Origin of the sequence: Methylobacterium fujisawaense (assembly GCF_039619325.1) — a bacterium.
Taxonomy (GTDB): Bacteria; Pseudomonadota; Alphaproteobacteria; order Rhizobiales; family Beijerinckiaceae; genus Methylobacterium; species Methylobacterium fujisawaense.
Genome location: NZ_CP155000.1, coordinates 1,337,976 through 1,363,949, shown reverse-complemented (window position 1 = coordinate 1,363,949; position 25,974 = coordinate 1,337,976). Strand labels below are relative to the sequence as shown.

The 25,974-nt window shown below is 69.6% G+C and carries 21 protein-coding genes; 7 read left to right on the top strand and 14 right to left on the bottom strand.

The genetic code is table 11. From position 1 onward, the window contains the following. The first annotated feature begins 18 nt into the window (after positions 1-18). From ABC766_RS06520 to ABC766_RS06510, 3 genes are all read left to right on the top strand, one after another. The gene (locus tag ABC766_RS06520) at positions 19-651 is read left to right on the top strand and encodes a S24 family peptidase (protein ID WP_043355978.1); all 633 of its coding nucleotides are present in this window, start codon (positions 19-21) and stop codon (positions 649-651) included. 96 nt (positions 652-747) lie between these two features. After that, positions 748-1,845, top strand: coding sequence for a two-component system sensor histidine kinase NtrB (locus ABC766_RS06515; RefSeq protein WP_345821550.1), 1,098 nt, complete (start codon positions 748-750; stop codon positions 1,843-1,845). Between the two features lie 220 nt (positions 1,846-2,065). Next, positions 2,066-3,037, top strand: a complete 972-nt coding sequence (locus tag ABC766_RS06510; RefSeq protein WP_043383225.1) for a TIM44-like domain-containing protein — start codon at positions 2,066-2,068, stop codon at positions 3,035-3,037. A gap of 45 nt (positions 3,038-3,082) precedes the next feature. Here ABC766_RS06510 and rsmA read toward each other — a convergent pair whose 3' ends face one another. The 5 genes from rsmA to lptF form a co-directional block, all read right to left on the bottom strand. Next, the gene (gene rsmA / locus ABC766_RS06505; RefSeq protein ID WP_053610020.1) at positions 3,083-3,961 is read right to left on the bottom strand and encodes a 16S rRNA (adenine(1518)-N(6)/adenine(1519)-N(6))-dimethyltransferase RsmA; all 879 of its coding nucleotides are present in this window, start codon (positions 3,959-3,961) and stop codon (positions 3,083-3,085) included. Positions 3,962-3,971: 10 nt separating this feature from the next. Continuing rightward, positions 3,972-5,087 carry a 4-hydroxythreonine-4-phosphate dehydrogenase PdxA gene (pdxA, locus tag ABC766_RS06500; RefSeq protein WP_345821549.1) on the bottom strand — a complete coding sequence of 372 codons (1,116 nt, stop codon included), beginning with the start codon at positions 5,085-5,087 and terminating at the stop codon, positions 3,972-3,974. A gap of 113 nt (positions 5,088-5,200) precedes the next feature. Then, a complete protein-coding gene (locus ABC766_RS06495; protein ID WP_051976088.1) occupies positions 5,201-7,780 on the bottom strand; it encodes an LPS-assembly protein LptD in 2,580 nt (859 codons plus the stop codon). Positions 7,781-7,857: 77 nt separating this feature from the next. Continuing rightward, the gene (gene lptG, locus ABC766_RS06490; protein ID WP_345822687.1) at positions 7,858-8,946 is read right to left on the bottom strand and encodes an LPS export ABC transporter permease LptG; all 1,089 of its coding nucleotides are present in this window, start codon (positions 8,944-8,946) and stop codon (positions 7,858-7,860) included. 8 nt (positions 8,947-8,954) lie between these two features. Then, positions 8,955-10,115, bottom strand: coding sequence for an LPS export ABC transporter permease LptF (gene lptF, locus ABC766_RS06485; RefSeq protein WP_345821548.1), 1,161 nt, complete (start codon positions 10,113-10,115; stop codon positions 8,955-8,957). Between the two features lie 287 nt (positions 10,116-10,402). Here lptF and ABC766_RS06480 point away from each other — a divergent pair, with 287 nt between their 5' ends. The 4 genes from ABC766_RS06480 (at position 10,403) to msrP (ending at position 15,667) form a co-directional block, all read left to right on the top strand. Next, on the top strand, positions 10,403-11,914 hold the full coding sequence (locus ABC766_RS06480) for a leucyl aminopeptidase (RefSeq protein ID WP_043755661.1): 1,512 nt from the start codon (positions 10,403-10,405) through the stop codon (positions 11,912-11,914). A gap of 157 nt (positions 11,915-12,071) precedes the next feature. Next, positions 12,072-12,698 carry a hypothetical protein gene (locus ABC766_RS06475; RefSeq protein WP_345821547.1) on the top strand — a complete coding sequence of 209 codons (627 nt, stop codon included), beginning with the start codon at positions 12,072-12,074 and terminating at the stop codon, positions 12,696-12,698. A 99-nt stretch (positions 12,699-12,797) separates the two neighbouring features. Then, positions 12,798-14,552, top strand: coding sequence for an AMP-binding protein (locus ABC766_RS06470; RefSeq protein ID WP_345821546.1), 1,755 nt, complete (start codon positions 12,798-12,800; stop codon positions 14,550-14,552). 161 nt (positions 14,553-14,713) lie between these two features. Next, positions 14,714-15,667 carry a protein-methionine-sulfoxide reductase catalytic subunit MsrP gene (gene msrP, locus ABC766_RS06465; protein ID WP_043755665.1) on the top strand — a complete coding sequence of 318 codons (954 nt, stop codon included), beginning with the start codon at positions 14,714-14,716 and terminating at the stop codon, positions 15,665-15,667. 124 nt (positions 15,668-15,791) lie between these two features. Here the strand turns inward: msrP and ABC766_RS06460 are convergent, their stop codons facing one another. The 9 genes from ABC766_RS06460 to carB form a co-directional block, all read right to left on the bottom strand. Then, positions 15,792-16,052 (bottom strand): YARHG domain-containing protein, encoded by a 261-nt coding sequence (locus tag ABC766_RS06460; protein WP_043356002.1) that lies wholly within the window; start codon positions 16,050-16,052, stop codon positions 15,792-15,794. A 42-nt stretch (positions 16,053-16,094) separates the two neighbouring features. Further along, a complete protein-coding gene (locus ABC766_RS06455; RefSeq protein ID WP_043356004.1) occupies positions 16,095-16,985 on the bottom strand; it encodes a LysR family transcriptional regulator in 891 nt (296 codons plus the stop codon). A gap of 415 nt (positions 16,986-17,400) precedes the next feature. Further along, complete coding sequence (locus tag ABC766_RS06450; RefSeq protein ID WP_345821545.1) at positions 17,401-18,216, bottom strand: oxidoreductase; 816 nt, start codon at positions 18,214-18,216, stop codon at positions 17,401-17,403. A gap of 548 nt (positions 18,217-18,764) precedes the next feature. Beyond that, positions 18,765-19,769, bottom strand: a complete 1,005-nt coding sequence (trxB, locus tag ABC766_RS06445; RefSeq protein WP_053610012.1) for a thioredoxin-disulfide reductase — start codon at positions 19,767-19,769, stop codon at positions 18,765-18,767. A gap of 46 nt (positions 19,770-19,815) precedes the next feature. Beyond that, entirely contained in the window at positions 19,816-20,130 is a 315-nt protein-coding gene (locus ABC766_RS06440; RefSeq protein ID WP_342140598.1) for a hypothetical protein, read from the bottom strand. A 14-nt stretch (positions 20,131-20,144) separates the two neighbouring features. Further along, positions 20,145-21,194: a mitochondrial fission ELM1 family protein gene (locus ABC766_RS06435; RefSeq protein WP_342140597.1), complete on the bottom strand. Its 1,050-nt coding sequence runs from the start codon at positions 21,192-21,194 to the stop codon at positions 20,145-20,147. Positions 21,195-21,245: 51 nt separating this feature from the next. After that, complete coding sequence (locus ABC766_RS06430) at positions 21,246-21,746, bottom strand: hypothetical protein (RefSeq protein ID WP_342140596.1); 501 nt, start codon at positions 21,744-21,746, stop codon at positions 21,246-21,248. A gap of 3 nt (positions 21,747-21,749) precedes the next feature. Further along, positions 21,750-22,226: a transcription elongation factor GreA gene (gene greA / locus ABC766_RS06425; protein WP_170861838.1), complete on the bottom strand. Its 477-nt coding sequence runs from the start codon at positions 22,224-22,226 to the stop codon at positions 21,750-21,752. Between the two features lie 90 nt (positions 22,227-22,316). Next, positions 22,317-25,790 carry a carbamoyl-phosphate synthase large subunit gene (gene carB, locus ABC766_RS06420; RefSeq protein ID WP_182591977.1) on the bottom strand — a complete coding sequence of 1,158 codons (3,474 nt, stop codon included), beginning with the start codon at positions 25,788-25,790 and terminating at the stop codon, positions 22,317-22,319. Between the last annotated feature and the right edge of the window lie 184 nt (positions 25,791-25,974).

Sequence of the window (25,974 nt, the reverse complement as noted above, 5' to 3'; positions counted from 1 at the left end):
TGAGCCTCCGAGTCCGCGATGCTGTCGCACGAGCAGATCTGGAACGCCATCGACCGGCTCGCCGAGCGCCACGGCTACTCGGCCTCCGGGCTCGCCCGCCGCGCCGGCCTCGACGCCACGAGCTTCAACCGCTCGAAGCGCGTGGGCGCCGACGGCCGCAAGCGCTGGCCCTCCACGGAATCGGTGTCCAAGGTCCTGGCTGCGACCGGATCGAGCCTCGACGAGTTCCTGCGGCTCATCGAGGCGCGGGAGATTCCCGCCCGCACCATGGTTCCGCTGATCGGCCTGACGCAGGCCGGCGCCGGCCGCCTGTTCACCGACGAGGGCATGCCCACCGGCGGCGCGGGCTGGGAGGAGATCGAGTTTCCGGATCTCGGGGAGGAGCGGGCCTTCGCGCTGGAGATCCAGGGCGATTCCATGCTGCCGCTGTTCCGGGACGGCGACGTGCTGATCGTGTCGCCCACGGCCAGCGTCCGCAAGGGCGACCGCGTCGTGGTCCGCCTGCATGGCGGCGAGGTCCTGGCCAAGGAGTTGAAGCGGCGCACGGCCCGGACCGTGGAGCTGGCCTCCCTGAACCCCGAACACGAGGACCGGGTCCTGAATCTCGGCGAGATCGCCTGGATGGCGCGGGTCATGTGGGTGCGCCAGTAGACGGTGCTCACGGCGGCCGGCGCTTGGCCATGACGCCGTTCATCGCTATCGCTGGCCCGTCGCGGACCTTCCGCATCCGCTGAGCGCGAACGCAGCATGGTGCAGCCCGGGACGGATCACAGTGCGGCCAGGGGGGAGCCGCTCGGCGGCGAGGCCCGCTCGCTCCTCGACGCGCTGCCGACGCCCAGCCTCCTGCTCGATCCGCAGGGCCGTGTCCTCCACGCCAACCCGGCCCTGGAGCATCTCGCCGGGTATCCGGCCGAGCGGCTCGCCGCGCAGGGTCTGGACCTCATGCTGGCCCATCGCACGACGGCGCTCGATCCCGCCGGCCCCGAGAGTCAGGAATTCCTGGCCGCACGCGCGGACGGGACCACCTTCTGGGCCCATCTGGACACGGCGCCGCTTCCCGGCACCCGCAACCGCATCGGCCAGATCCTCGACGTCACGGCGCGCCGCGAGGCCGAGGGGGCGCTCGCCCTCTCCCGCCAGCGCGAGGCACTGGGGCTGCTGACCAACAGCGTGGCGCACGAGTTCAACAACTTCCTGCAGATCCTGATCGGCTACATCGACGGGCTGAAACGTCGCCTCGGAGACCGGCAGGAGCCGTTCATCCAGCGGGCGATCGCCCGCTCAGCCGACGCCACCGAGCGGGCGGCGATCCTGACCCGGCACCTGCTGGCCTATTCCCGACGCATCGCGCCCGACGTCCGGGCGGTGGACCTCGACGCGATCGTGGCGGATCTCGCAGGCCGCCTCGAGCCCGATCTGCCGCCCGGCATCCGTCTCACCGTCGCGGCGACGCCGGGCCTGCCCCGGGCGATCAGCAATCCGACCCAGATTGAGTTCGCCCTGCGGCATCTCGTCGCCAATGCCTGCGAGGCCATGCCGTCCGGGGGAACGCTGACTCTGTCGACCTTTCGGATCGATCCCGGCGACCGGTCCTTGCAGCAGCCGGGCCTCGGCAGCGTCGGGATCGCGGTCGGGGATACGGGGCTGGGCATGTCGCCCGAGATGCTCACCCGGGCTCTGGCGCCGTTTCAGACCAGTCACGAGGCGGGGCGCGGCGCGGGCCTCGCGATCGTGCATGGGCTGATGAAGCGCCAGAACGGCACCATCACCCTCGACAGCCGCAGCGGGGAGGGGACCCAGGTGCGCCTCGTCTTTCCGGCGGCTCCCGAGCGCACTCTCCACTGAGTCGCCGGGTCCGACGCGCGGCGCAACGCAACCCCGGGCAGCGGGCCTTCGGCGTGCCCGGCTCGGCCGGATCGCCGTTCACCGCGTCCATGGACGGGGGGCGATCCCGTGGAAAACGTCATCCCGGCGCCGTCGGGCAGGACTAAAACCCGAGCCGGGCCGTTCCCATATCGTCACTGGCGCTCCGCGCTCTTCGGTTCTCGTCCTCTGAGGCGTGTACATGTTTACTGAGATTTCGCGCCGCCGGCGTGTGGCCGCCCTCCTGGCGCTGGCCGCTGCGCTGACCGTCGCGGCGCCCGTCGTGGAAGCCCGTCCGGGCGGCGGCGGATCGTTCGGATCCCGTGGCTCGCGCACCTACACGGCCCCCTCGGCCACGCCGACGGCCCCGGGTGGCGGCATGACCATGCAGCGTTCGCAGACCGCGCCGTCCCCCGGCATGGGCAGCCCCGGCATGCAGGCTCCGGCCGCGCCCGGCCGGCGGTTCGGCGGCGGCTTCTTCGCGGGCCTGCTGGGTGCCGGCCTGATCGGCGCACTCCTCGGCGGCGGCTTCTTCGGCGGCCTCGGTGGCCTCGCCTCGATGATCGGCCTGCTGTTCCAGGTCGGGCTCGTGGTGCTCGTGGTGATGCTGGCCCTGCGCTTCTTCCGCCGCCGGAACGAGCCGGCCGGCGCCGGTGCCCCCTATGCCCGCTCGTCGCTCAACGACGAGCCCGGCGCGCGCGGCCCGATGGGCGCTGCTCCGGCCGGCCCTGCCGCCGGCATGTTCGGCGGTGGCCAGCGGCCGCCGCAGACACGCCCTGTCCAGATCGGCCCGGCCGACTATCAGGCGTTCGAGCGGCTGCTCGGCGACGTTCAGGATGCCTATTCCCGCGAGGATCGGGTGACGCTGGGCAACCTGTCGACGCCCGAGATGGTCGGCTACTTCGATGAGGAGCTGCGCAACAACGCGGCCCGCGGCGTGGTGAACACGATCTCGGACGTGAAGCTGCTGCAGGGCGATCTTGCGGAAGCCTGGGGTGAGGATCGCACCGACTACGCCACCGTGGCGATGCGCTACGCCCTCAAGGACGTGATGGTGGAGCGGGCCAGCGGCCGCGTCGTCTCGACGGATACGTCCGAGGCGACGGAGCTCTGGACCTTCCTCCGCCAGCCCGGGCGCGGCTGGGTGCTCTCGGCGATCCAGCAGACCCGCTGATTGCGCCGCGCTCCGGCCTCTGGGCCGGAGCCCCCGTGCAGGCTTTCAAGCCGGCGCCGCCCCCGCGGTGCCGGCTTTTCTGTGCGCGTCCCACCGGTTCGCCAGATCGACGAAGCCTGCCACCGGGATTTCCTCGGCCCGCGCCGTCTCGACGAGCCCGGCCGCGGCCAGCAGGATGCCGGGCTCGGGCGTCAGCGCCTTGAGGCTCTGACGCAGCATCTTCCGGCGTTGGCCGAAGGCCGCGCGGGTGACGGCTTCCAGCGCACCGGCGCGGCAGGGCAAAGGCTCCGCCCGCGGCACAAGCCGCACCACGCTCGACGTCACCTTCGGTGGCGGCACGAACGCCGAAGGGCTCACGTCGAACAGGATCTCGGCCTCGGTCCGCCAGCCGCAGAGCACGCCGAGCCGGCCGTAATCGGCCCGCTCCTCGGGGCTGGCGACGATGCGCTCGGCGACTTCCCGTTGGAACATCAGCACGGCCTGATCCCACCAGGGCGGCCAGGCTTCACCGTCGAGCCAGCCGGTGAGCAGCGCCGTGCCGACATTGTAGGGCAGGTTGGCGACGATCCGGGCGGGACCATCGCCCACCAGCGGCCGCGGATCGAAGGCGAGGGCGTCGGCGTCGACCACCTCGAGGCGTCCCGGATAATGGGCGGCGATCTCGGCGAGCGCCGGCAGGGCGCGCGGGTCGCGCTCGATCGCCACGACGCGGGCGGCGCCCTCGGCGAGGAGCGCGCGCGTCAGGCCGCCCGGACCGGGACCGACCTCCACCACGGTCACACCCGCGAGGGGACCCGCTGCCCGGGCGATCCGCCCGGTCAGGTTGAGGTCGTACAGGAAGTTCTGGCCGAGCGCCTTCTTCGGCTCCAGGCCGTGGCGGGCGACGACGTCGCGCAGCGGCGGAAGACCGTCCCCGGCGCTCATGATGGCTCCCTCACAGCTCGTCCTCGGCGTCGAAGTGGTGGGCGCCCGGGGATCGCGGCCGCCCGGCATAGACGCTGAACGGGATGATTTCGGCACCGCCCAACGGACCGCGTCGCACCGCCGCGTTGGCGGCCAGCCGATCAGCGAGGCGCAAAGCCGCCACGAGGCTGTCGGGCCGGGCGATGCCCTGACCGGCGATATCGAAGGCCGTACCGTGGTCCGGTGAGGTCCGCACGAAGGGCAGGCCGAGGGTGACGTTCACGCCGTCGTCGAACGCGATGGTCTTGATCGGGATCAGGGCCTGGTCGTGCGTGGGCGCGAGGGCGACGTCGTAGGCGGTCCGGGCGCGGGCGTGGAACAGGGTGTCGGCCGGGAGCGGCCCGCGGATGTCGATGCCCTGTGCCCGCAGCCGCGCCACCGCGGGGGCGAGGACGTCGCGGTCTTCATGGCCGATCGTCCCGGCCTCGCCCGCATGCGGGTTGAGGCCCGCGAGGACGAGGCGCGGCTCCGGCAGACCGAACCGGTCGCGCAGGTCTCGGGCGACGATCAAGGCGGTCTCCTCGACGAGGTCCTGGGTGAGGAGAGCCGGCACGTCCTTCAGCGGCACGTGGATCGTCACCGGAACCACCGAGAGCTCCGGGCTCCAGATCATCATCACAGGCCTGGGCGGCGTCTGGCCGGGCGGCACCGAGAGGGCGGCCAGGAACTCGGTGTGGCCCGGATGGGCGAACCCCGTCCGGGTCAGCACGAACTTGGCGATGGGGTTGGTGACCACCGCGCTCGCGCGTCCGGCCTTCACGAACGCCACCGCCGCCGTGATCGACTCGATGGTCGCGCCGGCATTGACGGAATCGGGCACGCCCGGCTCGGCGGCGACGCGGGCGCCGCTCGGCAGCGACACCACCGGGAGGGCGCGCGGGAACACCTCGGCGGCGGTCTCGGGATCGACCTCGGCCACCGGAACGGGGCGGCCGAGGCGGTGGGCGAGGCGCTCGACGAAGTCCGGATCGGCCACGAGGAAGAACGGCGGCAGCGGCTCCGCGCCGCCCCGTCCGAGCCACGCGCTGAGCGCCAGCTCCGGACCGATGCCGGCAGGATCTCCGAGGGTGAGGGCGAGGGGCGGCATGGGCGGTCTATAGCGCCGGCGGGGCGCGGGCGCATCCTCGGCGCCACGGGTCCGAGCCGCCGGAGATCGCAGATCCACGGATCCTGAGGCCCGCAGACGCTGAGAGCGGGACTTTACCGCACCGAGGCGATGCCGTCCGCGGTGGTGGCGGTGCCGACGTTCTGGCGCAGATCCGCCTCACCCAGCGTCTTGAGTTCGACCCGCAGCAGGACGGTCTGGTTGCGCTCGCGGACGCCGGTGGCCGTCGCGATCGGGGAATTGATGTAGTTCAGCGAGACGGTGGTGCATTCGTCCTGATAGCCGCCGCCGAAGCTCGCCCCCGAGAGATAGAAGCGCCCCGGATTCTGGTAGATCGGCACGGTTCCGATCGGGTTCGCCAGATAGGAGCTCAGGGCATCCGTATAGGTGTTGCGCACGTCCAGGTAGTGCGTGAGGTCGACGAGCAGCGAGCCCGACACGAACCAGTTCGGCGTGATGTTGTAGGTCGCGGACGCCGTGACGCCTTCACGGTAATGGCTGTAGCCGAGCAGCGGCTGCGCCTCGTAGTAGGAATAGAAGGCCGACAGCGTCAGCGGCGCGAACGGCGCGAACCGTGCCGTCACGCCGGTCTCGAACCGCGCCACGTGGAAGTCGGCCTGGTTGAACCGGGCACGACTGATGAACGTGATGTTCTGGTTCGGCGAGACCTGGAACCGGCCGACGAAGTCCGACCGCTGCGTCTCGAGCCCGGAATCCAGGCCGGTATTGGCGATGTCGCCGCGACGGAACGAGTTGACGCCCGCGAGCTGGATGGACTCGCCGAACAGTACGTTCGCGTACCAGCCCGACGGGGTCACGACGGAGTACTGGCCGCCGAGATTGGTGCGCACGCCGCCTTCGACCCGGTCGTAGCCCGAGAACTTGTCCCATTCGAACAGCGACGTGTCGTCGAAGACGAGGCTCTGCGCGTCCTCGTTCGGCAGGCGGCCGATCCGGGTCTCCGACGGGCGCGCGATGATCTGGCCGATCGGCTCCAGGGTGTGGACGCCGAGCGCGCCGAAATTGGCGACGAACGGGTAGCGGTAATCGAGGCCGATCGCCGGCATGACCCGGCCGGCGAAGCCGTCGTCGATCTTCGCCACCTGCGGCGCGAGATCGTTCTGGTAGCCGGAGAAGCTCGGATTGGTGAAGAACGCGTCGGTGCGCAGATACGCGAACGGCGTGAACTTCTGGCCCCAGTCGTCGATGAAGCTGCGGCGCCAGGACAGTTCCGCGGAGGCGCGGGTGTTGGTGCCGGCGAGCCCGTCGATCGCGCAGAGGCCGCGCTGGAAGACCGTGCAGGTCTGGTAGAGCGGGAAGCTGACGCCGTTGACGCTCGGCGAGAACAGGTAGCTCGAGGTCCGTGGCAGGCCCTGGTACTGCGTGGTCTCGCGGGTCAGGCTGGTGATGTTCGCCTGGAAGCGCACCTCGCCGCCGATCTCCGAGGGGCCGTTGACCCGCTTGTCGTAGTCGATGACCGGGGCGACGATCGGCTGCTGCTTCTGCCAGTCGAAGCTCGACAGGCCCTTGAAGTAGTAGCCCCGCGCCTCGAACCACGAGCGGTCGCCCTGGCCGATCAGGTACGCCGTCGAGGTCGCCTCACGGAAATAGTCCGTGGTGATGTTCTGGTTGCGGATCCGGTAATTGTCGAGGAACCACTTGTCGGTGACGCCGACGAGGTCCCAGCCCGTACGCCAGCGCGGGTTGATGTAGAACCGGCCCTGCGACTCCACCGAGCCGCGGAAATCGCGCTCGCCGGCGCCGAGGGGGCTCGGCAGGAAGGCCGAGGGCGTCGTCTGCGAGATGCCCGACAGGCGGATGTTGTAGAAGCCGTTGTCGATCCGCTGGCGGAACTCGCCCTGCGCGAGCAGGCCCTGCCGGCTCAGCAGCGTCGGCGTCACCGTCAGATCGTAGTTCGGCGCCAGATTGATGAAGTAGGGAAGCGACACGCCGTTGCCGAGGGCGGTCGTCGTGATGAAGCGCGGCGTCAGGAAGCCGGTCTTGCGCTTCACCGTCGGATCCGGCGCCTCGAAATACGGCAGGTAGGCCACCGGGATCCCGGCGATCTCGAGCGTCGAGTCGTCGAAGTAGACCGTGTGGGTCTCGTTGTCGTGGATGATCTTCTTCGCCTTGATCTGCCACAGCGGCGGCGTCTCAGGGTTGTCCTTGCACGGCTCGCAGGCCGTGTAGCTGCCGGACTCGAAGCTCGTCTGCTCGCCGTTCAGGCGCTCGGCCCGGGGCGCGGAGAACCGGGTGCGCACGGTCTCGAACTTGCGCTGGACGGTCTGCTGGCCGCGGAAGGCATCCACGAAGCCGGTTTTGAAGTCGTCGGTGAGCTCCATGCGCGCGCCGGTCACGACGCCGCCATCGGCCTCGGTGAGGCGGACATTGCCCTCGGCGAAGACCCGGCCGGAAGTCCGGTCGTAGCGCACGCGGTCGGCCTGCAGGGTCCGCGGGCCGTAATGCAACTCGGCGTTGCCCCGCGCCGTCACGGTGCCGTGGTCGTTGTCGTAGATCAGCTCGTCGGCCTCGACGAGGAGCTTGTCGCCCGGCTTGCCGGCCGTCACGGCGGGCAGGCCCTGGGCATGGGCGGACAGGCCCCCCGCCAGCGGCGCGGCGAGCGCCAGCACAGCTCGGAAACCAGCCTTCCGCAGGATGTCGGCGACCTTACGCAACGCGCGTCCCAACCCCTGTGACGTCTGCCGCCACCAACCTCAACACCCGTCTCCCGTCCCGCGAAGGCTCGCGGAAGTCAGCCGTCTTCCTGGTACAGAAGCGTGAGCGTACCGAGAAGACTGCCTACCACGGCCGGGAACCAGGCCGCCACCGGTGCGGCGACGAGTCCGGACGCCCCGAGCCCCTCCATGATCTGTCGGACCACGTAGAGAGCGAAGCCGGCCGCGACGCCACCGAGCACGAGTTTTCCGACACCACCAAAGCGGAAGAACCGTAAGGAAACGGTTGCGGCGACGATGACCATGGCCACGAACAGCACCGGCCTTGCCCACAGGACATCGTACTGGAGCCGGTAGCGGGTGGCGTCCAAACCGGCCCGCTCGGTCCGCGCGATCGTTGTGGGAAGTTGCCAGAAAGGCACAGATTCGGGGGGCGTGAACCCCTGACGCACCTGTGCGGGGTCGAGGTTCGAGGCGATCAGGTAGGTGTCGAACGACTCAGGGGGTGTGTCCGGTGTGAGAACGCGCACATCGGAGAGTTCCCAGTAGCCGTCGTGCAGCGTGGCGCGGGCCGCGACGAGCTGCTCGGCGAACTTGCCGGCCGCGTCGAAGGTGAAGACCGACACGCCGGCGAGGGTGGTCGTGCCCTCGATGGCGGTCTCGGCGCGGAGGATCGCCTCGCCGTCGAGGCCCTTCTGGCGGATCCAGAGATCCTTGCCCGAACTCGCCTTGGTGGATTTGGCGAAGATCTTCGCCTCGATCTCGGTGGAGCGCTGCTTCAGCAGCGCCGAGACCGGGTTGTAGACGCCGACCGCCAGCGCACCGAGGGTGAGGGCCACGAAGAAGCCGGGCTGCAGGAACTGCCAGGCCGAGATCCCCGCCGCCCGCGCGACCACCAGCTCCAGCTTGCGCGAGAGCTGGAGCAGGGCCGCCATGGAGCCGAACAGGATCGCGAAAGGCAGGACGCCCTCGGCCACCGCGGGGGTGCGATAGAGCGAGAGCTGCGCCATCAGCCCCGCGGAGGCGCCCTGGGCCTCGCCAGCGCGGCGGAGGAGCTCGACGAAGTCCAGGGTGTAGACCAGGGCGAACACGGTGACGAACACGCCGAGCACCGTGCGGAGGAACCGGGCGGCGAAATACCGCCCGAGGGTGGGGCCGATCAGCATCATCGGGTTCAGGCCGCCGGCGCCAGGCGCGGGCCGCGGAACAGGCCGCGCACGAAGCGGGTCAGGGCGGCGTTGAATGCGCGGACCCGCGGTCCGAAGAAGATCAGGAGGCTCGACAACACGATCGCCAGAATCGGCACGCCGTAGACCGCCCCCACGGCCGCCGGGCTGCGCGCGGCGGCGCTGACCGCCGCGAAGCCGCCGATGCGCAGGGCCACCACGGCGAGGATCGCCCCGGCGACCGCGACGCCGCGCCCCTGCCGTGTCGTGCGTGGGTCGCCCAGCGCCGCGAAGGCGATGAAGACCAGGGCCAGCGGGTAGAGACAGGCGGAAAGCCGGTCGTGCAGCTCCGCCCGGAACCGGCCCTTCTGCAGCTTATAGTAGCCTTCGGTCGTGTCGGGGAACAGGAGCTGCGCCGTCGATCGCTCCCGGGGCTTGTAGATCGTGTCGGAATCCGGGGGCGCGAAGGCGGCGAGGTCGATCGTGTAGCGCTCGAAGGTCAGGATCGACGAATCGCGGGAATCCTTCTGCTGCTGATGGACGCTGCCGTTCTCCAGGATCAGATAGCTCTGTCCCTCGACGTCGGCCGCGTTGCCGCGCTCGGCGAGGTAGACCTTCGTCTTCCCGGCCTCACGCCGGTCCTGGATGAACAGCCCCTTCAGGGTGCCCCCCGGGCCGCGCTCGCGGAAGTGGAAGGTGATGCCGTTGTCGAGCTGGGTGAACTGCCCCTCCTTGACGACGTTCGCGATGAAGTCGCCGCGGACCCGGGTGATCACGTCGCGCAGCTCCTGGAAGCTCGCGGGCATCACCACCACCACCAGGAATCCCACCAGGAAGCTGACAAACAGCGCCAGGGTCAGGAAGGGGCGCAGGAGCGAGCGGGGCGGCATCCCGGCCGCCGACATGACGATCAGCTCGGAATCGCCGTTCAACTTGTTGAGGGCGTAGATCGTGCCGATGAACAGGGCGACGGGGGCGATCACCACCACGAGGGTCGGCAGGGACAGGCCCGTGACGAAGAGGAAGACCAGCAGCGTCTGGCCCTTGGCGGTCACGAGGTCGAGCTCGCGCAGGGCCTGCGTCAGCCAGATCGTGCCCGTCAGCCCGATCAGGCAGGCGAGGGTGGCGCCCAGGGCGATCCGAAAGATGTAGCGCTCGATCTGCCTCATCGGCCCGGCAGTCCCGCTTCAGCATCGTCCCGAAAGGTTGTGCCGGCTTTCGGGCAAAGACGATGCGAATCCAAAGCTCGAGCCCGTCGTGCCGGATCCTTCAAATCCGGCATGATGGTCCCATCCTCTTGCGCCCTCGGAGCGGCAGGGACCCGACAAAAGGGGCGATTCCAGGGCTGTCACGCCGCGTTGCGTTCTCCGTCTCAGCGGCTACACAGAGCGGATGGCCCGCGCCATGGCGCGCGGGTACGTAGTACGGCTCCGGGATAACGGGCAGGGCGACGGGTATGGCGGACGGTATCGAGATCGGTTTCGGTCCCCTGGAGCAGAGCGGCCAGGGCCCCGGCGGATCCGGCGATCTCGTGGTCTTCGTCGGCGACGACCTGTCGCTCGGATCGGCGGCCCGGGAAGCGCTCGGCGCCTCCGGGGCGGATCTGGTGGCCCGCGCCGCGGCCTCCGAGAAGTTCAAGGGCCGCGCGCTCAGCGCCCTGACGCTGCCGGCCCCTTCGGGCGTCGGCGCCGACCGCCTCGTGGTCGTGGGCCTCGGCTCCGAGAAGGATCGGGCCAAGACCGACTGGCCGGCGCTCGGCGGCTTCACCGCCGGCAAGGTGGCGGGGCGGACCGCCCGGGTCGTGCTCGACTGGCCCGGCACGACGGTCACGGCGACGCAGGCCGGCGAGTTCGCCCTCGGCGCGCGCCTGCGGACCTACGCGTTCGACCGCTACAAGACCAAGAAGAAGCCCGACGCCGACGACAAGTCCGTCACCGCGCTGACCCTGCTGCTCGCCGATCACGGCGCGGCCGCCCGCGAGGGCGAGGGCGCCCGGAGCCTGTCCGACGGCGTGATCCTGGCGCGCGACCTCGTGAACGAGCCGCCGAACGTGCTCTTCCCGGCGGAATTCGCCCGCCGCGCCTCGGAACTCGCCAAGCTCGGCGTCGAGATCGAGGTGCTGGAGCCGGCCCGGATGCGGGAACTCGGCATGGGCGCGCTGCTCGCGGTGGCGCAGGGCTCGGCCCGCGAGCCGCGGATCGTGATCATGCGCTGGAACGGCGGCCCCGCGGCGGAGCCGCCCGTGGCCCTCATCGGCAAGGGCGTCGTGTTCGATTCCGGCGGCGTCTCGATCAAGCCCGGCGGCGGCATGGAGGACATGAAGGGCGACATGGGCGGCGCGGCCGCCGTGGTCGGTGCCCTGCATGCCCTCGCCGCGCGCAAGGCGCGCTGCAACGTGGTCGGTGCCATCGGCATCGTGGAGAACATGCCGGATGGCGGCTCCTACCGCCCCTCCGACATCCTGACCTCCATGTCCGGCCAGACCATCGAGGTGATCAACACCGACGCCGAGGGCCGATTGGTGCTGGCCGACGTGATCACCCACGTCATCCGAAGCACCAAGCCGAAGGCGCTGGTCGATCTCGCGACGCTGACGGGCGCGATCATCGTGGCGCTGGGCCAGGACATCGCCGGCATGTTCTCGAACGACGACACGCTGGCGGGCAACATCCACGCCGCCGGCGAGGCGACGGGCGAGAAGGTCTGGCGGATGCCGCTGATCCCGGCCTACGACAAGGCGATCGATTCCAAGTTCGCCGACATGAAGAACACCGGCGGCCGTCACGGCGGCGCCGCCACCGCGGCCTCGTTCATCAAGCGCTATGTCGAGGACGTGCCGTGGGCGCATCTCGACATCGCGGGCGTCGCGATGTCGTCGAACGCCAGCGAGATCAACCGCAGCTGGGGCGCGGGCTGGGGCGTGCGCCTCCTCGACCGGCTGATTCGCGACCATTACGAGGCCCGCTAAGGCGGCCGCGGCGGTCCAGACGCCGCGCGCCGGTCCGGGTAATCTCAGCATGGCCGCACACGCCAACGCCGCGCGCGATCGGGCCGATCCGGGTGCCGGGACGTCCGGAGGTCGCGTCGGCGGCCTCCTCCTGGCAGCCGCCGGGCCGATACTCGCCATGTTGGCCGCCCTGGCGCTCGTCGCCGTCACCGGCCTGAGCCAGCGTGGTTCCGTGCCGGAGGCCCTCGAGCCCTGGGTCTTCGGCTACTTCATCGGCCGCTACCCGCTCTTCGCCTTCGCGCTGGTCTACGGGCTGGGGCATCTCGCGCGCGCGGCGGCGGAGCCGGGTCCCGCCTCCGTCCCGCGCCGGGTCCTGTTCGGCCTCGCGGGGGCGGCCGCCCTTCTCGCCGCCGGGCTCTATCCCACCTTCGGCGGCCTCATCCTGCGCGGTGCCTTCGCCACCGGCGGCATGGCGTTCCTCACCCATCAGCCCCTGTGGCTGGCTTTCGGACTCGGCGCCGCTGTGGGTGCCCTGCTGTTCGACGGCGTCCTCGGGCTGTTCGCGGTCGCGGCCAACCGGCCCCTGCGGCCGCGCCTGCGCCGGATCGGCTTCGGAGCGCTCGCCTTCCTGGCCTTGTGGTTCGGCGCGATCCTGATCGGCCTCGCCGGCGACCTGGGCGTCGGCCCCTGGCCGCGCCGGGCGATGCGACCGGAGGAGGCCGCGCTCGCCGCGGGCCTGCTGATCGCCGCTGCTCTGCCCCACACCGCTCTGGCGACATTGCGCCGGCATCGTCGGGGCGTCTGAGGCCCGTGCCTTGCGGGCCGGCCTCCGTTCCCGCAGAGTCTGCGCGACAGGCGTAGCGAGACCCGGCCACCGAGAGTCGGGCCCGCGGGAGGCATCGCGATGCACGAGGCGAACGTGATCGAGCACGGCGCTCAAGCCGCTACGGCCGGCGCGTTGCCGGCCACGCCGAGCGGCGGGTCCTCCGACCGACCCTGGCTGGCCTCCTACCCGTCCCGGGTTCCGGCGGAGATCGACGTCGCGGCCCTCGGGACCCTGGTCGGCCTGTTCGAATCCAGCATGGCCGCCTTCGCCGACCGGCCGGCGATGATCTGCTTCGGCTCGACCATGACCTACGCGACCCTCGGCCAGCAGGCGCGCGACCTCGCGGCCTGGCTGCGCGGACAGGGCCTGGCAAAGGGCGACCGCGTTGCGATCATGCTGCCGAACGTCCCGGCCTATGCGGTCGCGATCTTCGGCGTTCTCCTGGCGGGCGGGACGGTGGTCAACACCAACCCTCTCTACACACCCCGGGAATGCGCGCAGCAGATCAACGATTCCGGTGCGCGGATCCTGATCGTCCTGGAGAATTTCGGCGCCACGGTCGCGGCAGCCCTGCCGGACGTCGCCCTGGAGCGGGTCGTCCTCGTGGGCCCGGGCGACGGGCTCGGGCTCAAGGGCCACGTGATCACGCTCGCCAGCCGGCACGTGCGCAAGGCCGTGCCGCCATTCCGCCTTCCGGAGGGCCTCGCGATCCCCTTCGCCACCGTCCTGCGCCGGGGCCGGTCGATGCCGCGGGCGACGGTCCCGGTCGAACCGGAGGACCTCGCCTTCCTGCAATATACCGGCGGCACCACGGGCATCGCCAAGGCGGCGATGCTGAGCCACCGCAACATCATGGCGAATGTCGAGCAGTCGCAGCTCTGGTTCAACTCGAAGGATCCGAGCGTCCCGCGCTGCGTGGTCACGGCCCTCCCGCTCTACCACATCTTCGCGCTCACCGCGTGCTTCTTCCAGTTCATGCGCAGCGGTGGATCCTGCCTCCTGATCCCCAATCCGCGCGACTGCGACGGCATGGTCAAGTCGCTGAGCCGCACCCGCTTCACCCACCTGATGGGCGTGAACACCCTGTTCAACGTGCTGATCAACCACCCGAAGATCGGCACGGTGGATTTCGCCAACCTCGACTTCGTGGTCGGCGGCGGGACCGCCGTGCAGCGGGCGGTCGCCGAGCGCTGGAAGGCGCTGACCGGCAACACGATCATCGAGGGCTACGGCCTGTCCGAGACCTCCCCGGTCGTGTGCGTCAATCCGCACGGGATGCGGGATTTCTCCGGCACGATCGGATACCCGCTGCCCTCCACCGAGGTCTCGATCCGCGACGTCGCCGGCGAACCGGTCCCGATCGGGCAGCCCGGCGAGATCTGCGTGCGCGGCCCGCAGGTGATGCGCGGCTACTGGAACCGACCGGAGGAGACGGCCCGGGCGATGACGGCGGACGGGTTCTTCCGGACGGGCGACGTGGCGATCCTGCAGGCGGACGGCCAGATCCGGATCGTCGACCGGATGAAGGACATGATCCTGGTCTCCGGCTTCAACGTCTATCCCAACGAGGTCGAGGACGTCCTGGCGGCCCACCCCGCCGTGCTCGAATGCGCGGTGGTCGGCGCACCGAGCGAGGAAACCGGCGAGATGGTGGTGGCCCACGTGGTCCTGAAGGATCCGTCGGTCTCCCCCGAGGCCCTGCGGGCGTATGCGCGCACCCAGCTCACCGGCTACAAGGTGCCCCGCCGCGTGGTGTTCCACGAGACGCTGCCCAAGACCAATGTCGGCAAGGTGCTGCGGCGGATGCTCCGCGACGAGACCCCGCCGGCCTGAGCCTCGGACGATCGTCGGACGCCCGCCTGCGTCCAGGTGCCGCTCACCTGCGGCGTAACGCCGGGATGCGGGTCGCCGAAAGGTGAGGCTGCGGCGCTTGCGCCCCTGTCGGCTGCGGCCGATCTGTGGGTTGTGCGCGCAGGACATCCGAGGAGACGGCCATGTTGATCAAGCGCAAGCGCGGTTGGGAGATTCCGGAGCATCTGGCGACGCCGGAGGCGGTCTTCATCAACCGGCGGGCCCTGATCGGCGGTGCGGCCGGGCTCGCGGCCGGCTCGCTCCTGGGCCCCCGTCAGGCCCTGGCGGCCGCAGGCGACCCGTCGCTCTATCCGGCGCCACAGAACCCGGCCTACACCCTCGACCGGCCCCTGACGCCCGAGCGCTTCAGCGCCGACTACAACAATTTCTACGAGTTCGGCACGTCGAAGACGGTGCTACCGGCAGCCAATGCCCTCAAGACGCAACCCTGGACCCTGAAGATCGACGGCCTCGTGGAGAAGCCGTTCGAGATCGGCGTCGACGACCTGATCCGGAAGGTGGGTCTGGAGGAGCGGCTCTACCGCCACCGCTGCGTCGAGGCGTGGTCCATGGCGGTGCCCTGGACAGGCTTCCCGCTGGCGAAGCTCGTGGCGCTCGCCAAGCCCGCCTCGGGCGCGAAGTACATCCGCTTCGAGACCTTCATGGACAAGGCGATGGCCCCCGGCCAGCGGGCCTTCTTCTATCCCTGGCCCTACACGGAGGGCCTGACATTGGCCGAGGCCGGCAACGACCTCGCCTTCATGGTGACGGGGGTCTACGGCAAGCCGCTGCCCAACCAGTTCGGGGCGCCGATCCGCGTCGCGGTGCCGTGGAAATACGGGTTCAAGTCGGCCAAGTCGCTGGTGAAGATCTCTTTCACCGCCGACCGGCCGAAGACCTTCTGGGAGGGGCTGCAGGCCTCCGAGTACGGCTTCTGGGCCAACGTGAACCCGGCCGTGCCGCATCCGCGCTGGAGCCAGGCCACGGAGCGGGTTCTGGGGACCGACCAGCGGGTGCCGACGCTGATCTACAACGGCTACGGCGAGCAGGTCGCCAGCCTCTACAAGGGCCTCGAAGGCGAACGGCTGTTCGTGTAAGGGGCTGCTCGGCGACACCCGCCGAGGCAAACCCGCCCGAGCCTCGCCCCACCGGGCGGGGCTTCAGTTCTTTGTCGTCACGCGTCTGTACGCGGTATCGGCGTCCACTGCGGCGGCGCGCACGCTAGCGCGGGCAGCCATGGGCGCGCTCGAAGGCCTGCAGCTCCGCCACCGTCGCCTGTTCCTGGCGCGAGAGCGGTATGCGGTCCATGGCGTCGTACCGGCAATCGGTATTGCCAAAGGTCCGGATCGCCCGTGGCGTGCTGAAACAATAGCCGGCCTGCTTGTAGATCAGGTTGCGCTGGTACCAAGCTTCCGCGCAGTCATCCGCCATCGCGTTGGTCGAACCCGCGACGAGGATCAGAGCGTAGAGGGCAGCGCGCATCGAATCGTCTCCGTGAGAAGACGCGACTCAAGCATCGGATGCTCAGTAGGTCCAGCGCTGCGCCTTGGAGACCAGGAAGTCGCGGAACGCCTGGACCCGGGCGACCGAGCGCATCTCCTCGGCATAGACGAGGTAGCTCTCGAGGCTCGGCATCTCGGTCTCGCGCAGCACCTGCACGAGTTGCTGGCCGCCATCCACCGCGTAGTCGGGCAGAATCCCGATCCCGGCTCCCGCCTCCATCGCGCGCTGGAGGGCGCCGATGTTGTTCACGGTCAGGTGGACCTGACGCCGGTCCCGGCCATCGCGGCCGGCATCCGCCAGCCAGTGGGCCGCGAGCAGGTACGACGGCTCGTTTCCGCCGAACGAGACGAGGCGGTGATCGTCGAGTTCTTCGATGGTCTTGGGCTCGCCGAAGCGCTTGACGTAATCCGGGCTCGCGAAGGCATGGTAGTGCACGGTGAACAGCCGGCGCTGGATCAGGTCCGGCTGGGCCGGCCGCCGCATGCGGATCGCCACATCGGCCTCGCGCATGGCGAGATCGAGTTCCTCGTTGGTGAGGATCAGCTCGATGCGCACATCCGGGTAGAGGTCGAGAAACTCGCCCACGCGCTGGGACAGCCAGGAGGTGCCGAGGCCCACCGTGGTGGTGACCTTGAGATCGCCGGTCGGGCGCTCGGAGGTCTCCACGAGCCGGGCGCGGGTATTCTCCAGGCGCAGCTTCATGTCCCGGGCGGCGCGGAACAGGAGATCGCCCTGTTCGGTCAGCAGCAGGCCGCGGGCATGGCGGTGGAACAGAGGCGCCTTCAGCTCGCGCTCCAGGGCGCTGATCTGGCGGCTCACCGCCGATTGGCTGAGCCCGATATCGTCACCCGCCTTGGTGAAGCTCCCCGCCTCCGCGACGTTGAGGAAGATCCGGATCTTATCCCAGTCCAAGGCAAGAACCCCTACCAGCGCGCGCCCGCGGGTCGCGCCCGGGTCAGGATGGGCACGAAGCGGCGGGCAGATCACCGGGCGAACTGCGCGGCGCCGAGGGCGGATGACCGATCGCGGCACCGCGCGGGCATGCAATCGGTGCATCCCGGCGCAGTCAGCACTCCTATGCACACAGCGCATGATGCGACGCAAGCGGCGAAGGCGGGAAGTTGTTGAAATGGTGGGCGCCGCGGCCGGTGCCGCCGGCATTCCGCTGCGCCGGCCTGGACCGGGCTCTCGCCGATCGTGCGGCTGGCGAGGAATGTCTCGGCCTCCGGCGCCGCCCGTCAGCCCATGCCGGCGGCGAAGAACGCCGTCTCGCCCGCCCTGTCCGGCGGCACCGCGCGCTGCCGTCCGAGCGGAGGTGCTCCCCCTGTCATTGCGGGAGCCGCATCTGCTTGCGAAAGCTTTTATCGAAGGCGCTTGCCGGCACGAAACGACGCAGCAGGCTGACCCGCCGGGCCATCTTGCCGGCGGTGTACCGGCTCTTCGGTACCGCCGCGGTCGCCGCCGTCACGACCCTCTCGGCCACGATCCCCGGCGCGTCGGCAACCACCATGACGTCGCGCATCAGCCGCTCCTGGCCGGCGCGCGCGGCGTCGTAGACGGCGAGCGGCGCATCCGGCGTGACGAGGTTCCGGTCGAATGCCGTGCGGGTATAGGCGGGCTCGACGAGGACGACCCGGATGCCCTGGGTCCTGACCTCGTGGTCGAGGGATTCGGAATAGCCTTCGAGCGCATGCTTGCTCGCAGCGTAGAGCGCCATGTACGGGGCCGGGACGAGCCCGAAGGCCGAGCTGATGTTGACGATGCGACCGCCACCGCTTGCCCGCATCAGGGGCAGGACGGCGCGGGTCATGCGGATGGCGCCGAACAGGTTGACGTCGAACAGGGCCTGCGCCTGCGCGGTGGTGGATTCCTCCGCGCCGCCGCTGATGCCGAAGCCGGCGTTGTTGACCAGCACATCGATCCGTCCCGCCTGGGCGAAGATCGCCTCGACAGCACCCGCGACCGAAGCGTCCGAGGTGATGTCGCAGGGCAGCATCGTGATGCCGCCTTCCACGACACGGTCGCCCGTTCGGCTCGTGCCGAACACCCGGTAGCCCGCGGCCTTCAAAGCTCTCGCGGTCTCGAGGCCGATGCCCGAAGCGGCCCCTGTCACGACCGCGATCCTGGTTTCACTCTGTTGCACGATGGTCTCCTTCCGAGGCGGCCTGCATCACAATCGCTGCCCATATAAATTATGTTCATAATTTATAATGGCAAGGGAAAAACGTGTCCCGTGGCGGTGGAGGCGCGCACCTCTCCGCTCTTGGACGGTTCCGCCGGCGTATCGCGTTCGGGCGCTTCGAGCCGTTCTTCCGAGGCCGCCAGAACATCCGCTGACCCACAACCCGACGGCCGAGGCGGACGGACCGCCTTCAGAGAGGTTCAGTCCTCGGGGATCTGTCGGTGTCGTGGAGGCGAGGTACGCCGTTCCGGGAATGCACCGCGCCGTGAAGGTCGACTTGCGCAGAGCCGGCATGCGTTGTCAGGCCGCCGCGGGCAAGAAGGGACGGGCGGGGAACCTCGGGCCTGAGCCAGAGGATGGCCCGGCGGGCCATTCAGGCATCCGCGCCGCCAGGGCCGTGCCTCTGACCGAACTCCATCCGCGCGCCAGGGTCGTGACCTCCAGCGCGTCGAAGCCCGGCGCCGCCACGTCAGTGCGGCGTTGAATGCAGGGTTCGTGCGTCCGTTCGGCTAGTCGTAGGCGCCGATCATCTCCGGCTCCTGCAACTCCTCGGTCCTGACCTTCGGGTCCGGGGAGTGCTCGGCGAGGAATTTCTCCGCCTCGAGCGCCGCCATGCACCCCATGCCGGCGGCGACCACCGCCTGCCGGTAGACGAACTCGGCGCAATCGCCGGCGGCGTAGACGCCCTCGACGCTGGTCCGCGTCGTGCCCGGCACGATCTTGATGTAGCCGCCCTCCAGCAGTTCGAGTTGGCCAGCGAAGAGCTTCGTCGCCGGGTCGTGACCGATGGCGACGAAAAGGCCGTCGGCAGGCACGTCCCGCGTTGCGCCGCTGCCGGTGTCGCGCAACCGCACGCCGGTGACGGCCTTCACCGGCTCCCTTCGGCCGAGGACCTCCTCGACCACGTGGTTCCAGATGACCGCGATCTTCGGATGGGCGAACAGCCGATCCTGCAGGATCGGCTCCGCCCTGAAGCGGTCGCGCCTGTGGATGACGGTGACCTTCGAGGCCAGGTTGGCGAGGTACAGGGCTTCCTCGACGGCGGTGTTGCCGCCGCCGATCACGACGACCTCCTTGCCGCGATAGAAGAAGCCGTCACACGTCGCGCAGGCCGACACGCCTGCCCCGTTGAACTCGATCTCGGAGGGCAGGCCGAGCCAGCGGGCCTGGGCGCCCGTGGCGGCGATCAGGGTATCGGCGACGTAGGTGTCGCCGCCATCCCCCTGGGCCACGAAGGGGCGCTGAGACAAGTCGACCGACACGATGGTGTCGGAGAGGATCCGGGTACCGACGTGCTCGGCCTGCAGGCGCATCTGCTCCATCAGGTCGGGCCCCTGAACGGCGGTTGCGAAGCCCGGATAATTCTCCACGTCCGTGGTGATCGTCAGCTGGCCGCCCGGCTGGATGCCCGTCACCAGGATGGGCTTCATGTTGGCCCGGGCGGCGTAGATGCCCGCGGTGTAGCCGGCCGGTCCGGCCCCGATGATGAGGACCTTCGTCTTGTGAGTGGTCATGGCGAGCCTGGACGTAGCGAGGGAGCGGAGATGTCTTGAATGTGCTCTACGCCGCAGCTTCAAGCACGGGCCGCGGACGGTCGTCGTTCGCCGGGCAGATGTTAGGATCCACACACATCCGGGACGCCAGCGGTTCGGAGATCGTCACGAGCACGTTCGGGGTCTCGGTCCCGGCGGTGCCGGGCGTCTCGCTCCGGGAGCCACCGTGGCGCATGGGCAAAGACCCGTCGCCGATCGCCGTGGCCGGCTGACTGGGCGGCGCGGGGATGGGCTTCATGTCGGCCCGGGCGGCACAGAAGCCCACCGTGCCGGCGGCGTGCCCGGAGCCGACGATCACGCGTTTGGCGTACGTGTGGGCCATCTGTTTCGGCCTCCTCAGGCCGGTCCGGCCGCGCGTCGTGCGGCATAGACGTCGGCGAGCGCCTGAGCGATCACCGGCGTCGCGTCGATCGGCTTGTACGTCAGCTCCGCCAACTGACCGGTGAACGGCCGCAGCGCTCCGGCGATGGCAAGCCCGGCGAACATCCGCCGATGCCGAATATAGGTGCGCGGCAGGTCGAACAGCAGGACCGGCGCGCCGGTCGCCACCGCTTCGCTGACCATGTTGGCCGAGTCGGAGGTGACCACGATCGCCTCGGCGAGCGCCAGCATGGCGACGTAGGGATTGTCGCCGGACCCGTCCCAGAGGAAGCCGCCGGTCTCTGCCGCAAGGGCCTTCACGGCTTCGCGGAGCGGGTTGGGCGTCCGGCGGGAAATCGTCACCATGAGCCGGCAGCCCTGCGCCGCCAGCCCGCGCAGATCCTCCACGAGACGGATCATGTCGGTCTTGCGGTAGCTCAGATGCCGGCTGTCGCCACCGACCAGGACCGCCACCCGCGGGCCGTCGAGGCGCGCGAGCCGCGGATCCGGGTGGGCCCGGGCGGCGGCCAGTCGCGCGGCCGTGACGAGATGCGGAGCCGTGAGGGTCGTGAAGACGTTGGGGCCGCGCAGGTCGTCGTAATCCGGCACCCAGATGAAGTCGGCGCTGTCCGCGCCCATCCGCGGATCCTTCAGGAAGGCCGTGAAGGTCCGGCCGCCCGTGGCGCGGCGCACCGCCCGCAGGTAGGGCACGGACCGGCGCCCGGACGCGATCAGGATGTCGGGGTAGGGGCCCGACAGGGCGCCGGCGCGCCGGCGGGGGCCCTCACGGGGGTCGATCGGCCCCCACGGTGCCATCCATCCGAACGGTCCGGAGGCGGGCACCTTACGGGTCTCGAAGGCGAGCCCCAGGGTCTCGGCGATGCCGACGCACTGGTTCTCGTCGCCGGCCTTGCCGTCGGTGACGATCCAGGCACGGGCGCGGGCGAGTTCGGGCAGGCGCCCGGGCCGCGAGTCCAAGCGGCTGAGCGGCGCGGTCTGCGTCTCCGTCACGTCGATGCTTGCCATGCTCCTCACCGGAAACGCCCTACGCCGCGGGCCGGGGCGGACGGCCCTTCTCTAATCCCGCGGCAGGTCGCGGGCGAGCCACTGGGCATAAATGTCGGCGATCGCGGCCAGCCGGCGTTGCTCGAATTGCGGATCGTACCACGCGCCCCCGTAGCTGGACGGCGTCGCGGTCATCTGCGGATAGCGTCCCAGCACTTGGCCCTTGGGCCCGACCAGCAGGGCTTCGCCCTCCATGTAGTCGGTCTGGAAATTGCTGCCGAAGCCGGGCCGGTCGCCACTGCCGACATAGGGGCGCAGCGACAGACTGGTGACGACCACGATAAGGCGCGGCCCGCGGCCGCCGATGCGACCGGCGAAATTCTTCCGCAGGGCCGATGTGAGATCGGAAGCCAGCGCCTCGGCCTGCAGGCCTGCGCCCTTGTCCACGAGCGGCCGCACATCGACCCGGATGTCGGAGAAGACGGCGGTGGCGGGAAAATCGCCTGCCGCCGCGGATCCCGCGACGACACCGAGAATCAGGCCGGCAAGCCAGCCCCAGGAACGCGGGCGCATGCCTCAGCCGCCGTACTGGACAGCGACGACCTCGTAGGACTTGCCGCCACCGGGGGTGGTGACTTCGACGGTGTCGCCGACGCCCTTGCCGATCAGGGCGCGTGCGATCGGAGACGTGATCGACACGCGCCCGGAGCGCACGTCGGCTTCCGGCTCGCCGACGATCTGGTAGGTCTTCTCCTCTTCCGTGTCCTCGTCGACGAGCTTCACGGTGGCGCCGAACTTGATCTTGTTGCCCGAGAGCTTGGTGACGTCGATGATCTCGGCCCGCGCGATCATGCTCTCCAGCTCCATCACGCGTCCCTCGTTATGGGACTGCGCCTCCTTGGCGGCGTGATATTCGGCATTTTCCGACAGGTCGCCCAGGGCACGGGCCTCGGCGATCGCCTGGATGATGCGCTGACGCTCCACCTGCTGCCGGTGTTTCAGCTCCTCTTCGAGGGCTGCGAAGCCGCGCACCGTGATCGGAACCTTGTCTATCGTCATCGTCTCGCGCCACAATGAAGAGGCCCGGCCGAGAGTGGAGCACTCTCTCCGGGCCACGAGATAAAGTCAGCGGAACCCTCAGGTTCAGGCCGCGAAGTATTCCTGCAACGCGCGGACCTTGAGATCGCCTTCTAGATAGGCCTTGATCCCCTCGGCCGCGGCCATCGCGCCGGCTAGAGTGGTGTAATACGGCACCTTATGCAAGAGGGCCGCACGCCGGAGCGAGCGCGAGTCCGAGAGGGCGCCGGCCCCCTCGGTGGTGTTCAGCACGAGGTGGATGCCGCCGTTCTTGATCGCGTCGACCACGTGCGGCCGGCCTTCGAGGACCTTGTTGATCCGCTCGGCCGGAACGCCGTTCTCGACCAGATAGCGCTGCGTGCCGCCCGTGGCCAGGATGGTGAAGCCGAGATCGGACAGGAGCTTCATGGTCGGCAGGATGCGGGCCTTGTCGGCATCCCGCACCGAGACGAACACGGCGCCCGCCTTCGGGACCTGCGTGCCCGAACCGAGCTGGCTCTTGGCGAAGGCCACGCCGAAGCTGGTATCGAGCCCGATCACCTCGCCGGTGGAGCGCATCTCCGGACCGAGGAGCACGTCGACGCCGGGGAAGCGGGCGAACGGGAAGACCGCTTCCTTGACGGCGATGTGCGGCAGGGTCTTCGGCTTCAGGCCGAAGGTGGACAGCGCCTCGCCCGCCATGAGCCGGGCCGCGATCTTGGCAATCGGCTCGCCGATGACCTTGGCGACGAACGGTACGGTGCGCGAGGCGCGCGGATTCACCTCCAGCACGTAGATGACGCCGTCCTTGATGGCGTACTGCACGTTCATCAGGCCGACGACGTTGAGCGCCAGCGCCATCGCCTTGGTCTGCCGCTCCAGCTCGTCCATGATCTCGGGCGAGAGGGAGCGCGGCGGCAGGGAGCAGGCCGAGTCGCCGGAATGGATGCCGGCCTCCTCGATGTGCTCCATGATGCCGGCGATGAACACGTCCTTGCCGTCGCAGACCGCGTCGACATCGACCTCGACCGCATCCGACAGGTAGCGGTCGAACAGGAGCGGGTTCTTGCCCAGCACCGTGTTGATCTGGCCGGTCTTGTCGTTCGGGTACCGAGCCTTGACCTCGGAGGGGATCAGGCTCGGCAGGGTATCGAGGAGGTAGTCGGCGAACTGCGTCTCGTCGCGGATGATCGCCATGGCGCGGCCGCCCAGCACGTAGCTCGGGCGCACGACGAAGGGCAGGCCGAGATCGGCCGCCACGAGCCGGCTCTGCTCCACCGAATAGGCGATGCCGTTCTTCGGCTGCTTCATCCCGAGCTTGTCCAGCAGCCGCTTGAACTGGTCGCGGTCCTCCGCAAGGTCGATGGCGTCGGGCGAGGTGCCGAGGATCGGCACCCCGGCGGCCTCAAGGGCCCGGGCGAGCTTCAGCGGGGTCTGGCCGCCGAACTGCACGATGACGCCGTGCAGCGTCCCGGCCTGCTTCTCGGTCTCGATGATCTCCAGCACGTCCTCGGCGGTGAGCGGCTCGAAATAGAGCCGGTCGGACGTGTCGTAGTCGGTGGAAACCGTCTCCGGGTTGCAGTTGACCATGATGGTCTCGTAGCCCACCTCCGACAGCGCGTAGCAGGCGTGGCAGCAGCAATAGTCGAACTCGATGCCTTGGCCGATCCGGTTCGGGCCGCCGCCGAGGATCACGACCTTCTTGCGGTCAGAGGGTTGCGCCTCGTCCACCACCGCGCCCGCGAAGGGTGCCACGTAGGTGGAGTACATGTAGGCGGTGGGCGACTTGAACTCGGCCGCGCAGGTGTCGATGCGCTTGTAGACCGGGCGCACGGACAGCGCACGCCGCGCCGCGCTGACCGCGGCCTCGTCGGTCTTGGCGAGGACGGCGAGGCGCGCATCCGAGAAACCGGCGGCCTTGAGCTGGCGGAAGGCGCCGGGAGTCTTCGGCAGGCCATGCGCCTTCACCCGGTTCTCCAGGTCGATGATCGCCTGCAGCTGCTCCAGGAACCACGGATCGATCTTGCACGAGGCATAGACCTGCTCGTGGCTGACACCCAGCCGCAGGGCCTGCGCGACCTTGAGCAGCCGGTCCGGGGTCGGCGTGCCGATCGCCGCCTTGATGGCGTTGTGGTCGTCGCCCTTGCCAAGGCCCTCGATCTCGATGTCGTCGAGGCCGGTCAGCCCCGTCTCCAGGGAGCGCAGGGCCTTCTGGAGCGATTCGGCGAAGCAGCGGCCGATCGCCATGGCCTCGCCCACCGACTTCATGGCGGTGGTCAGCGTCGGCTCGGCGCCCGGGAACTTCTCGAAGGCGAAGCGCGGGATCTTGGTGACGACGTAGTCGATCGTCGGCTCGAACGAGGCCGGGGTCGCGCCGCCGGTGATGTCGTTGGCGATCTCGTCGAGCGTGTAGCCGACCGCGAGCTTGGCGGCGACCTTGGCGATCGGGAAGCCGGTGGCCTTCGAGGCCAGCGCCGAGGAGCGCGACACCCGCGGGTTCATCTCGATCACGATCATGCGCCCGTTCTCGGGGTTGATCGCGAACTGCACGTTGGAGCCGCCGGTCTCGACACCGATCTCGCGGAGCACCGCCAGCGATGCGTCGCGCATCACCTGGTATTCCTTGTCGGTGAGCGTCAGCGCCGGGGCGACGGTGATCGAATCGCCGGTATGGACGCCCATCGGGTCGATGTTCTCGATGGAGCAGACGATGATGCAGTTGTCGTTCTTATCCCGAACGACCTCCATCTCGTACTCCTTCCAGCCGAGCACGCTCTCCTCGATGAGCACCTCGTTGGTCGGAGACGCGTCGATGCCGCGCTCGACGATGTCGAGGAATTCCTCGCGGTTGTAGGCGATGCCGCCGCCGGTGCCGCCCATGGTGAAGGACGGGCGGATGATCGCCGGCAGTCCGACCTCGGCCAGCGCCATCAGCGCCTGCCCGATCGCATGCTCGCCGTAGCGCTTGCGCCGGTCGGTCTCGCCCGCGGCCCAGCTCTTCTCGAAGGCGGCCAGTGCCTTCTGCCGCGCCTCCGGCTCCGCGTTGGCGGCTTCGATGCGGGCGATCTCGGCGAGGTAGGCCTGCCGGTCGGCCTTCTTGGCCGTTGAGGCGTTGGCCAGCGCCGATTTCGGGGTGTCGAGCCCGATCTTGGTCATGGCGTCGCGGAACAGGCTCCTGTCCTCGGCCTTGTCGATCGCCTCCGCGGTGGCGCCGATCATCTGCACGCCGTACTTCGCCAGCACGCCCATCTTCTGGAGCGACAGGGCGCAGTTCAGCGCCGTCTGGCCGCCCATCGTCGGGAGGATCGCGTCGGGGCGCTCCTTCTCGATGATCTTGGCGACGATCTCGGGGGTGATCGGCTCGACATAGGTCGCGTCCGCCATGTCCGGATCGGTCATGATGGTCGCGGGGTTCGAGTTCACCAGAACGATCCGGTAGCCCTCTTCGCGCAGCGCCTTGCAGGCCTGGGTGCCGGAGTAATCGAACTCGCAGGCCTGTCCGATGATGATCGGACCCGCACCGATGATCAGGATCGAGGAGATGTCGGTGCGTTTGGGCATCTGCGGCCTTGTCGGGCCAAGCGCGCCCGATCGGGCAGGGCTGACTTCAGCCCTGCTCCCGGACGCGCGTGGCGGGATTGTCGTTGAGCCCCGCGTTTACACGGGCCACGGGCGCATTGGAAGGCCGGGACAACCGCGCATCCTCACGGTGCGTTCGACGCATGGATGCGACGCCGGTCGGCCG